The following is a 10,763-nucleotide window of genomic DNA, read 5'->3' as shown; positions in this document are numbered from 1 at the left end:
GTGCTAGCTAGGCGCAGATCACACACGCATTGGGGTGTTCACGACGGGAAGTATCCCGTGCAAAGAAAGTCATCTCTGATGAGGGTTTGACTTCAGAGATTTTCCGTCAGCTCCCGCCGGGGTGGTTTGATGATCGATTCAGTGATGGCCGGAGTAAGAGGTCTTTGTCCTATGACCTGCTGTATCTCGGCGGGGCATGTCGGCGTCAACGTCTAGGGGTATTGAGCAGAGTGATATTTAGCCCGCTGCGTTCGGCTTGGTCGATGTGGATTTGGTCAGGAAACCAGGATGAGGCCGCCGATCCAGCTAAGGAAACGGACGGGGCCTATCGGTGCCAAATGGTGCCAAATGGTGTCAAATGGTGCTAAATGGTGCCAAATGGTGCTACCCTAGTGTTATTGCCACCTGTTACGACAGGATCGGAAGAAGACCCTGGGATCCCAGCCGGACGACTGGACTCAGGGTCTTCGCCTGCCTCTAGAGGGAATCCGGGGTGGGACGGTTGAGGACCACTTTCTCGTGCAGCTTCTCCCAGTACTGCTCTTCCCCTAGATGGACGGAGTTCAGTGCTCCCAGAACGGCATCTGGAATCCAGAGCAGGGGATCATCGCCACCGCGTACGTGTCGCAGTCGGATACCAGCACTTTGTCCTTGGCCCTGCAGGGCAACTATATGGGCGACGTCTCGCCTGTTTTGTGCTTCTTGCCGGCTTTCCAAAGTGACGTTGTGGACGTGCATCTCGGAGAGCTCGAAGTACATCTGCTCCAAGCATTTCCTGCGGTGCCTCTCCGTCTTCTTGCTCACTTCACTCTGGTGGGTGATGATCGCTTGCATGGAGTCGATCTCAGAAAGGGTGTCCACGATTTTTCGGCGTCGGCTATTACGTTCGTCGGTCCAGTGAAGTTTGACCTGGCCAGGAAGTCGTAGTGGACGCAGCTCCTCGCGTATTTTTTCCAAGTCTTGAGTGTCGATGATGGCTGCACACACCATGTACTCCTGCCGGTCTGGGGGTCTAAGGGCGGAGGACTCATCGATGTAGGCGACTAGCTGTGATTCCACCCTGAAATTGTAGCCCGTCCGGGCCGACGCACCCCTCGGCCCGGTACCAACTACCCGGAACACGGCAGTACCGAGTCCCCAGAACACCGGTACCAAAAACTCGCATCTGACAGTAGATTTACTACAGAATTGAATGCTATTTGTTGTCGTAGTCTTGGTCACCGGAGGCACCGTACATGGTGGTCTTCAGAATTGGCCCCAGAGTGAGGATAGAGGTGCCAAACCCTGATACGACAAGGGCCGCAGCTGGGCCGATGGCACTTACAACAGGTGCCCCGATGATGTATCCAATAAGCATTGCGGAGCTGTTAATTGAACCCATCGTAGAAAGGGCTTTGGGTTTCACTTCATCAGGTACGGATCCGACAACGATTATGCGTAGTGCGGCCACCTGAGCAGCATTGCAGACTCCGCCCAGGAGGAAACATGGGATGCAGAGCCACAATGAGGGAAATAGTCCAGGTAAAGCTATGAAACACCCCATAGCGAATCCTGCCCCGGCCAGGACTTTCCCAGCGTTCTGTGAGTGAAGGCGAGCTGAAAGCCGTGCGCCAAAGATGCGGCCCACGATAAATGCTTGGGCAATGATGGCATATAACGTACCGCTGACGTGGAGGGTCTGTGTCGCATAGAAGACAAGCGAAACGTTGAAAACCGAGGTGCAGATAATTGCTCCCCAAATGCTGGTTAACGCGGACCGAGCGCTTCTATTCTTCAGCAAAAGGGAAGGTGCTTCGAGGACCTTCTGGAGAAAACTCGGTGAAGAATCTTTGGTTTCTGAATGAAGCAGTGTTTTCGGGGGCGAGGATTTATAAAGGAAATAAAAAGCAAGTAGCGAGACTCCAACGGCGCAAGCTTCAACGAAGAGCGCTGTCTGCAGGTTTCTTTGGTCCAGTAGTAATCCACCTAGAGGTGGTCCAAGGAATCCACTGCCAAGTCGGGCTGTGTCCAAGAGGGAGAAGGCTTTCGCCTGCTGTCCTTCGCCGACCTGAGAGTCAGCGATGGTGAAAATGGATGGAATTGACAGTCCGCTTAAGCATGCGGTGACGAGATCTCCGACAATGAGGATCAATGGCTCTGGATAGGCTGCCATTGATAACAGGCCCAGAAGATCTAAGAAGAGTGCAGCAAGCGCAATGTGATAGCTGTTGAATTTGTTGAAGAGTGGGGCCAGAAAGGGGACTGCAAAAACTTGAGCGCAAGTACCCGAGATGAAGATGCTTGCCACCAACAGTTCGCCTTTGTTGAGTTCGGCGAAGTGGAGTGAAATCGAGAGGCTGGTCATTGACCCGCACACTGACAATAAAAAATATGTGGCGGTCAAGGTGTAGATAGATGAAAGTCCTTCGTCACCACTGTTTCTAGGGGGATGCATTTAGGCTGCAACTGTTTCGTTGCCCTGGCCGCTGAACGGACCTGAACCTCCTACTGTGACTACTTCGGAAAGCGTTTCGGAGGTAAGCATTATTTCTCCCATATGTGATGACGATTACATACAACAAGGTAATGATGTGAGTCTCTCATTTCAAGGGCGTAGCGGAGGCAGCTCTTGCACTGTGTACAGGAAAAAGTAGTGCTAGCGCTAGTGACCTTCGCTCTCGTGCGAAACACAATACAGAGCATGAAAAAGCTTGTGGTTGGCATGATTGCCGTGGTGGCCGTGATTGTGGTGGCGTTTGTAGGGTTTGTGGGATTCATGCAGTGGGTGGACGCAGACAGCGTGACCGGTGATGACGGCGTGGCTGCCGGATATAGCGCTGAGACAGGTGGCCCGCTGGAAGCGTCGTTTGCGGGCGAGGGCCGCACGAGGTCGACGTGCGGCGTGATGGCGACGTGACCATCGCGGCACCGACAGGCGCGGGACCGTTTCCGGCGGCGGTCATGGCTAATGGCACGAACACGCCGCTGAGCAGCTACCTGCCCGTGGCGGAGCACCTGGCTAGTTGGGGCTTCGTGGTTGTCGGCGATGAGACTCCCCACACAGGTACAGGAGAGAATGTCGTGCACTTGATTGAGCGCTTGCCGGAACTGGATTCTCGTGCGGACCGATCACGAGTCGGCATTTTTGGCCACTCACAGGGTGGTGCGGGTGCCATCAACGCTGCGGCCCACACGGAGGTAGCAGCTGTGTATGCGGCGAGCCCGGCCTCCCACAAAGTGGCACAGTCCAATGACTGGGACTACAACACGGCTGACGTAGAGGAACCGCTATTCCTGATGACGAGCGATGGCCGTTCGGACCGCTGGCTTGTTAGTCCGTGGTCAGACTTGCAGGAGAACTTTGAATCAGCTGGTGGTCCGGCAATCATTGCCCGCCGCCTGGGCGCGGACCACAAGGACGTTCTAGAGTTCGGGGACAGTTACGCCACCGCGTGGTTCCGCTACATTCTTGCTGATGATCCTGATGCGAGAGATGTGTTCGTTGGCACCTCACCAGCGGGCGCCGGTGAGCTAGCGAGCAACGCGCTTTGGGACCGAGTGGTCACCCGCGGCTGGTAGCTCGCCGGGCCTTTCGACATTCCGCGCGGTGCACCTAACGCGCTAAAAGCCATCTGCGCTCACACACCCCCTTCGGAGGAAGTGTGGTTCACAAAAATTGGTAGCCCTGATAAATTTCAAGTGAATTGTCAACCGGGCTGCGCCACGTCAGCCCGTACAAGCGGGACCGAATGAACCATGCAGACAAAGGAGAAAGGCCACGTCGAGGGCCTCTATATTGATGAAAACTTCGAGCTGCGCGCTGGGGCCGTCACGTTCGGGGAGAGTATTGAGGGCATAGTGCTTGGCGACGTCCCCCAAGCCGAGGCTGCCTGGCGCGCCGGGGACTCGGATGCGTTGCTGTGGGTGCCCGGCTTCGTGGACCTACACAACCACGGCGGCAACGGCGGGGGATTCCCCAACGGCGACTACGAGCAGTGCCTAGCCGCCGCCCGCTTCCACCGCGCGCACGGCACAACGACACTGCTGGCCAGCTTGGTCTCCGGCACGCAAGAAGAACTCTGCGCCCGGGCGGAGCTTTTAGCCCAGCTGGCTGAAGAAGGCGAGATCGCCGGAATCCACATGGAGGGCCCCTTCATCGCTGCGGCCAAATGCGGCGCACAGGACCCATCGCGCATCGTGCCCGGTGACCCGGACTTCTTCCGCGCGGTCATCGCCGCGGCCCGCGGCCACCTGCGTTCGATTACCTTCGCGCCGGAAACGGAGAACGTCGACAAGCTGCTCGACGTCTGCGCGGAGCATGGCATCATCGCCAGCCTGGGCCACACCGAGGCCGATTATGACACCACGCTGAGCGTTATCGCCAAGGCTAAGGAGCTCGGCCTGACCGTGACTGGAACGCACCTCTTTAATGGCATGCCTTCTATTCACCACCGCGCGCCGGGCCCGGTAGCGGCTTTGCTCACCGCAGCGAAGGCGGGGGATGTGTCCGTCGAGCTCATCGCAGATGGTGTGCATCTTGTTGACGGCGCCGTGGACATGGCTCACAGTCACCGCGCCTTCGCCATCACTGATGCCATGGCGGCGGCCGGCATGGCCGACGGTGACTATGAGCTGGGTTCGCTGCCTGTCACCGTGAGCGGGGGAGTCGCGCGCGTGCCCAGCGGTGCTATCGCGGGCGGCACCTTTACATTGTCCCAGCAATTCGCCAGCTTCGCCGAGCGCCATGGTCTGGGCGAGGCGGTGCGTTTTACCTCCACCACGGCCGCCGATGTGCTGGGGGAGACGGAGCTAGGCCGCATCGCGGTTGGTGCACGCGCCAACCTGGTGGGCCTCAATGCTCAACTGGAGCCGGTGCGCGTCATTGTCGGTGGCACTGAATTTATACACTCTTAAACAAGACTCTCACTCACATTAGGAAGGCGCCTCATGGACATCCTCATCCGCTCTACCCCCGCCGAGGTCGCCGCCGCGGCTGCCGATTTCCTCGCAGGCTACGCCAACAAATCCGCCACCCTAGGCCTAGCCACGGGTTCCACCCCGGTGGCTACCTACAAGGAGCTCATCGCCCGCCACGAGCGCGGCGAGGTGAGCTTCGCCGGCAGCCGGGCTTTTCTTCTCGACGAGTACCTTGGCCTTAACCCCGAACACGAGCAGTCCTACTACGCCACCATCCGCCGTGACTTCACCAGCCACGTCGATTTCGATGATGCCTTGGTCAAGAGTCCAGAAGGCAACGCCGCCGACCCCGTGGCAGCCAGTGCCGCCTATGACCAGGCCATCCGAAATGCCGGTGGTGTCGATGTCCAGTTGCTCGGTATTGGCGCGAACGGCCACATCGGCTTTAACGAACCGTCGAGTTCCCTGACGTCGCGCACTCGCGTGGTGGCCCTGCACCCGCAGACTGTGCAAGATAACTCCCGCTTCTTCGACACTGTCGAAGAGGTTCCGCGCCATGCACTCACGCAGGGCTTGGGGACGATCGCTGAGGCCCGCCACCTGCTCCTCATTGCCACCGGCAGCAACAAAGCCAACGCGGTGCACGCGATGGTCGAGGGCCCGCTTTCAGCGCGCTGTCCTGGCTCGGTGTTGCAGCTGCACCAGCACGCCACGGTGATTGTGGATGAAGCCGCCGCTGCCCGCTTGGAAGACCGTGAGTATTACCTCTTCGCGGACCAGAACCGCCTGCGTTAAAGCTTCTTTTCCTCATTCCATCCTTCTCTTCTACTCGAAAGGACGATTCAGACATGAAAATAGATGTCATGGGGCCGCTGCAGCGGCTCGGAAAAGCCCTCATGGGCGCTGTGGCGGTGCTGCCCGTCGCGGCGATCCTCAGTGGCGTTGGCTACTGGATCTCCAGCGCGGCTGGTCCGGATAACCTCGCCGCCCAGCTGCTGATCAGCTCCGGCGACGCGGTGCTGTCCAACCTGGGCTGGATCTTCGCCATCTCCATTGCTTTCGGCCTGGCCAAGGATTCCAACGGCGCCGCGGCGCTCTCTGGTTTCCTGGCCTTCGCCACCTTCATGAAGCTGCTGGGCCCAGAGGCCGTGGCCGGCTACCGCGGCATCGAAGACCCCACCGCGCTGACCGGCGATGAGGCCCTGGAATGGGCCGCGGAAGGCTGGAACGCCGTGGGCGGCGGCAACGTCCTCTTCGGCATCCTCGCCGGCGTCATGGCGGCCTGGGTATATAACCGCTTCCACGGCACCAAGCTGCCGGATTTTTTGGCTTTCTTCTCTGGACGGCGCCTCGTGCCGATTCTTACCGCCGTCATCGCCATAGTGATTTCCGGCATCCTCTACTTCGTGTGGCCGTTCATCTACAACGCGCTCTTTAACTTTGGTACCTCCATCCAAGGATTGGGCGCGGCGGGCGCCGGTATTTATGGCGTGGCTAACCGCCTGCTCATCCCGACCGGCCTGCACCACGCGCTGAACTCCGTCTTCTGGTTCGATGTCATCGGTATCAATGACATCGGCAACTTCCAGGCCGGTCAGAAGACCATCGAGGCAGCCGCTACTGCTACCTCCGCCGCCGATTGCCCGGGCATTTGGGCCAACGGCCAGTGCACGGTCGAGGGCGTCGTCGGCCGCTATCAGGCGGGCTTCTTCCCAGTCATGATGTTCGGCTTGCCGGGCGCGGCACTCGCCATGTACCTGCGCGCGGATAAGAACAAGCGCAAGGTCGTCGGTTCCCTGATGGCCGCAGGTGCTTTGGCCTCCTTCTTCACCGGCGTGACTGAGCCGCTGGAGTTCTCCTTCATGTTCGTCGCCCCGCTGCTCTACGTGGTGCACGCGCTGCTGATGGGCCTGTCCGTCTTCATCGCTTCCGCCATGGATTGGACCGCCGGCTTTGGCTTCTCTGCCGGTTTCGTGGACATGTTGCTCTCCTCGCAGAACCCGCTGGCTAATAAGTGGTACATGCTGCTGGTCATGGGTGTGGGCTTCTTCGCCCTGTACTTCGTCATCTTCTACTTCCTCATCGGCTGGCTCAACCTCAAGACCCCGGGCCGCGGCGAGGACGATGCGGTAGCAGATTCCATGGAGGATTCCGCCACCGGCGATGAGAAGACTGCTCGTGATGCCGCCCGCATCATCGAGGGGCTCGGCGGCAAGGACAACATTGACTCATTGGATTACTGCACCACGCGCCTGCGCGTCGGCGTGAAGGAGCAGGCGCTTGTCGACGACTCCGTGATCAAACGCGCCGCCGTCTCCGGCGTCATCCACCCCTCCGAGAAGAGCGTCCAGGTCATCGTGGGCCCGGCCGTGCAATTTATGTATGACGAGGTCAGCCACCAGCTGCGCCACGGCTCCCCGGCCCTGGCCACGACTGGTGCAGCGAGCGCGGCAGGTGCTGGAGCCAGCGCGCCGGCCAGCGCCGCTGCCGCTCAGAGCGGGAGCGGTGATGCCGCTGGCGTCGACGTGCGCGCCCCGTTCGCCGGAGACGTTGTCGAGCTCTCCCAGGTCCCGGATGCGTCCTTTGCGCAGGGCATGGTGGGCGAAGGCTTCGCGGTGATGCCTGATGCCGTCGATGCCTTCGACGTCTGCGCCCCGGTAGACGGCACCATCACCATGATCTTTAAGACGCGCCACGCCTTCGGCATGAAGACCGCGGATGGGCTGGACCTGCTCATTCACATCGGCATCGACACCGTGGAGCTCAAGGGCGAAGGTTTCACCGCCCTGGCTAAGAAGGGCGATACCGTCACTGCCGGCACGCCGATCATCGCGGTGGAGGCAAGCAAGCTGCGCGAGCGCGGCGTCAACCTCATCACCCCGGTGGTGTGCCCGACGGCCAAGCAGGTCGCCGGAGTCGACATCGCTCGCGAGGGCCATGCCCTGCCAGGCGAAGTCGCAGCAACCGTCAAGCGCAGCAGCTAGCCGGCTGGATTAAATCCCAGACACAAAAACTGCCCGAGTTGCCAAAAACAACGTTGTTCCCTGCGGTTAGGAGCGAAGGTTTTGGCAACTCGGGCAGTTTTGGCTCGGAGGGTTCTACGTCTTGAGAGGAATAGGCGTGGGTTAGTCGGTGCCGTGCAGCAGGCGCGGCACCACCTTGCCCGTGGCATTGCGCGGGAGTTTGTCCAGGAAGTGGACATCGCGCGGCACGGAGTGGTCCGCCAGGTTCTCGCGGACCCAGGCACGGATGGCGTCGGCAGTCACGGCGTTGCCTAGGGCGTCCCGCGTGGTCACCGCCCACACGGCGATGCGCTGGAAGGTGGTTTCATCCTCCACGCCACCGGCATGCACCTCCGCGATGCCCGGCATGGCCTCGAGCACCTCCGTCACCGACTGCGGGTGCACGTTCTCGCCGCCGACGATGATCATGTCATCGGCGCGGCCCACCACATGCAGGTAGCCCTCGGGGTCGATATAGCCCAAGTCCCCGATGGAAATGAGGCCATCGACCTTGTGGAGTGGGATCTTCGGATTGGTATAGCCAATGAGCGCGGTGGAATTGGTCAGGTAGATCTCGCCGACCTCGCCGCGCGGAACCTCATTGCCCTCCTCATCGAGGATGCGCAGCTTAGTGCCGGAGGCAATCTTGCCGCCGATGGTCGGGTCTTTAGCCACCTCTTCCATGCTGGCCGTCGACGCCAGCGCCAGCTCCGTGGAGCCATAGACGTTGCAGAGAATCGGGCCGAAGCGCTCGTGGGTTTCCTTCACGATCTCCGGGGTCAGCGCATGCCCGGCGGAGGCAATGAACTTCAGCGAAGAGGTGTCATACGCCGAATCCGGGTCAACCTCAACCATCTGGCGGAAGAAGACGGGGGAGGAAAGCAGACCATCGAGCTGGTAGCGCTGGATGTCATCGAGCGCGGCCGCCGGGTCGAAGACGCGACGGGTCACGATGGTATTGCGCAGTCCCAGCGCGATATTGAGGCAGGCCCAGCCCCACGTGTGGAAGATGGATGCGGTCATCTGCACCTTCTGGTTGGCACGCCAGGGGATGTTTTCCACGATGGATGCCAGCACGACCGGCAGCGTCGGCTCCGGGCGCATGATGCCCTTGGGGATGCCGGTGGTGCCAGAAGACATCAGCACGATGTGCCCGTGCTTCGGATACTTTGGCAAGCGGATGTCGCGCACTGCTTCGGCGTGCTTGACGATGCCGTCTAACGTCGGCAGCCCGAAATGTTCCGCGCCCGAGTCATGCCCGATAATAACGGCGATCCTCTCGTGATAGGCGGGATCGAGGCGGTCGATGAATTCGTCGTCGATGATGAGCACGTTGATGTTGTTTTCCTCGATGCAGCCTGCGAGCTGCTCTGGGGAAGAACCGACGTTGAGCAGGAAGATATGCGCGCCTGCGTATCCCTTGGCGCCTAATGGGGTGATGATGCCGCGGCCGTTGCGGGCCATCACGCCGAGGCGGATTTCTGGCAGATCGAGGCTGCGTAGGTGCTTGGCCAGGGTCTGCGCGTTGTTGCGCAGTTGGCGGTAGGTGAGGGTGCCGTCGTCGTCGATTAGCGCGAGGCGCTCTGGGCAGGTGATATAGCCCTGCTCGAGCTCGCGGGCAGTGGTAAAGCGGTAGCGGCTTAAGATGGGGCCGGCCTTGAGCAGCGGGGTGATGCCATCACGGTGGGTGATGATGCCGGACTTAAAAAGCTGCGGGATAAAGCGGCTCAGGGCAGCGGTGTGGAAGGTTAAATCAGAGAAATTAAAAGGCATGTTGAGTAAAAGTCCTACGTCAATAAGAGAAAGCTAGCGCGACAGTTAGGCTACCGGCTTGTAAATCGTGTGGGCTGCACAGACCGTTGCGCGGCTCGGAAGATTGTTACTAATGTTACAGAAGTTGCCCCTGTGGACTATAGTATATTTTTGACCTAGAACATATATTGATTCTAAACGGACCGTCCAGGTTGGGCTAAGATGATGGGCAGCAAAATTTGAGAGGAAATCCATGAACCTGAAAAAGAAGGTAATGGCAGCTTTTGCTGCGACCTGCATCGCGGTAGGCCTGGGCACGGCACCTCAAGCGGTGGCAGCCGATGCAAATCTGGTGGCCTTTGGTGATTCCGTGTTGGCCGACCCAGACGCGGGTGCTTATCTCACCGCGCGTCTGAGCTCCCAGAGTGCTGGCGGCGTGAATTGTCCGCAGTCTAATAACTATGCCCGCCGCACTGGCGCGAAGCTGGGCCTGCCGGTCGCAGACTTTTCTTGCTCCGGCGCTGTTTCCTTCTCGCGCGGCCCGCAGATGTTCGCCCAGGTTGATCGCGCTATCCAGACTGGCGCGTTGAGCCCAAATACCCGCCGCGTTCTCTACGCCACGGGCTTTAATGACACGTATAACAACCCAGGCATGAGCGAGGGTGAGCTGCGCCGCCGCTTCGTGGATGCGAACGCTCCGCTCATCGGCCGCATCCGTGCTGCGGCGCCAAATGCGCGCATTCAGATCGTCGGGTATCCCACCATCGGCTCTGCTGGTAGCTATTGCCTGCTGCACGTGGGTCCGGCACCGCTCGATCACACCTTCTTGCCGAATGTGCGGGCTTGGGAGGATGCTTCCCAATGGATGCAGGTGGACTTGGCCGCGCGTACCGGGACCGAGTTCCTCGACCTGAAGCCGAGCACCCGCGATAAAGGCATGTGTGCCACCGCGGATCGCCGCATGTGGGCCGGCCTGGTTGACTTCACTGCTGGCGACGGCAACCTGCCGCTTCACGTAAATGCGCGCGGCCACGAGCATGCGGCAAACGTTATTGCTGGCTCTTAATTTCTAATTTTCGGCGTGCGCTGGGGTAACCCGCGCACGCTTTCGCA

At 59.9% G+C, this 10,763-nt stretch carries 9 protein-coding genes; 6 read left to right on the top strand and 3 right to left on the bottom strand.

Annotated features, from left to right (window positions below):
- Positions 1-477 precede the first annotated feature (477 nt).
- Positions 478-1,059 carry a hypothetical protein gene (locus HMPREF2692_RS06675; RefSeq protein ID WP_080986250.1) on the bottom strand — a complete coding sequence of 194 codons (582 nt, stop codon included), beginning with the start codon at positions 1,057-1,059 and terminating at the stop codon, positions 478-480.
- Positions 1,060-1,195: 136 nt separating this feature from the next.
- Positions 1,196-2,434: an MFS transporter gene (locus HMPREF2692_RS06670; protein ID WP_061920243.1), complete on the bottom strand. Its 1,239-nt coding sequence runs from the start codon at positions 2,432-2,434 to the stop codon at positions 1,196-1,198.
- 246 nt (positions 2,435-2,680) lie between these two features.
- On the opposite strand from HMPREF2692_RS06670, the gene HMPREF2692_RS13360 reads away from it, so the two are divergent.
- The 5 genes from HMPREF2692_RS13360 to nagE all read left to right on the top strand — a co-directional run bounded on the left by HMPREF2692_RS13360 (position 2,681) and on the right by nagE (position 7,880).
- Positions 2,681-2,896 carry a hypothetical protein gene (locus HMPREF2692_RS13360; protein WP_235590986.1) on the top strand — a complete coding sequence of 72 codons (216 nt, stop codon included), beginning with the start codon at positions 2,681-2,683 and terminating at the stop codon, positions 2,894-2,896.
- Complete coding sequence (locus HMPREF2692_RS06665; RefSeq protein WP_235590987.1) at positions 2,875-3,558, top strand: alpha/beta hydrolase family protein; 684 nt, start codon at positions 2,875-2,877, stop codon at positions 3,556-3,558. The genes HMPREF2692_RS13360 and HMPREF2692_RS06665 overlap by 22 nt, the downstream gene beginning before the upstream one ends.
- A 177-nt stretch (positions 3,559-3,735) precedes the next feature.
- Entirely contained in the window at positions 3,736-4,893 is a 1,158-nt protein-coding gene (locus tag HMPREF2692_RS06660) for an N-acetylglucosamine-6-phosphate deacetylase (RefSeq protein WP_070823098.1), read from the top strand.
- 33 nt (positions 4,894-4,926) lie between these two features.
- Positions 4,927-5,691, top strand: a complete 765-nt coding sequence (gene nagB, locus HMPREF2692_RS06655; protein ID WP_070518615.1) for a glucosamine-6-phosphate deaminase — start codon at positions 4,927-4,929, stop codon at positions 5,689-5,691.
- Between the two features lie 53 nt (positions 5,692-5,744).
- The gene (nagE, locus tag HMPREF2692_RS06650; RefSeq protein WP_070823095.1) at positions 5,745-7,880 is read left to right on the top strand and encodes an N-acetylglucosamine-specific PTS transporter subunit IIBC; all 2,136 of its coding nucleotides are present in this window, start codon (positions 5,745-5,747) and stop codon (positions 7,878-7,880) included.
- A 141-nt stretch (positions 7,881-8,021) separates the two neighbouring features.
- On the opposite strand, the gene HMPREF2692_RS06645 is transcribed toward nagE, so the two are convergent.
- Entirely contained in the window at positions 8,022-9,671 is a 1,650-nt protein-coding gene (locus tag HMPREF2692_RS06645; protein ID WP_070823093.1) for an AMP-binding protein, read from the bottom strand.
- Positions 9,672-9,903: 232 nt separating this feature from the next.
- On the opposite strand from HMPREF2692_RS06645, the gene HMPREF2692_RS06640 reads away from it, so the two are divergent.
- The gene (locus tag HMPREF2692_RS06640; RefSeq protein ID WP_062036107.1) at positions 9,904-10,716 is read left to right on the top strand and encodes a GDSL-type esterase/lipase family protein; all 813 of its coding nucleotides are present in this window, start codon (positions 9,904-9,906) and stop codon (positions 10,714-10,716) included.
- Positions 10,717-10,763 lie beyond the last annotated feature (47 nt).

Origin of the sequence: Corynebacterium sp. HMSC036D03, assembly GCF_001836185.1 — a bacterium.
In the GTDB taxonomy this organism is placed as follows: Bacteria; Actinomycetota; Actinomycetes; order Mycobacteriales; family Mycobacteriaceae; genus Corynebacterium; species Corynebacterium simulans.
The sequence above is the reverse complement of the archived record's forward strand: the minus strand, read 5'-3'. Positions and strand labels throughout refer to the sequence as shown.

Excerpts from the sequence above, each read along its gene's own strand:
- HMPREF2692_RS06670 (WP_061920243.1), bottom strand. The coding sequence starts at position 2,434 with ATGCATCCCCCTAGAAACAGTGGTGACGAAGGACTTTCATCTATCTAC.
- HMPREF2692_RS13360 (WP_235590986.1), top strand. The coding sequence starts at position 2,681 with ATGAAAAAGCTTGTGGTTGGCATGATTGCCGTGGTGGCCGTGATTGTG.
- HMPREF2692_RS06660 (WP_070823098.1), top strand. The coding sequence starts at position 3,736 with ATGCAGACAAAGGAGAAAGGCCACGTCGAGGGCCTCTATATTGATGAA.
- nagB (WP_070518615.1), top strand. The coding sequence starts at position 4,927 with ATGGACATCCTCATCCGCTCTACCCCCGCCGAGGTCGCCGCCGCGGCT.
- nagE (WP_070823095.1), top strand. The coding sequence starts at position 5,745 with ATGAAAATAGATGTCATGGGGCCGCTGCAGCGGCTCGGAAAAGCCCTC.
- HMPREF2692_RS06645 (WP_070823093.1), bottom strand. The coding sequence starts at position 9,671 with ATGCCTTTTAATTTCTCTGATTTAACCTTCCACACCGCTGCCCTGAGC.
- HMPREF2692_RS06640 (WP_062036107.1), top strand. The coding sequence starts at position 9,904 with ATGAACCTGAAAAAGAAGGTAATGGCAGCTTTTGCTGCGACCTGCATC.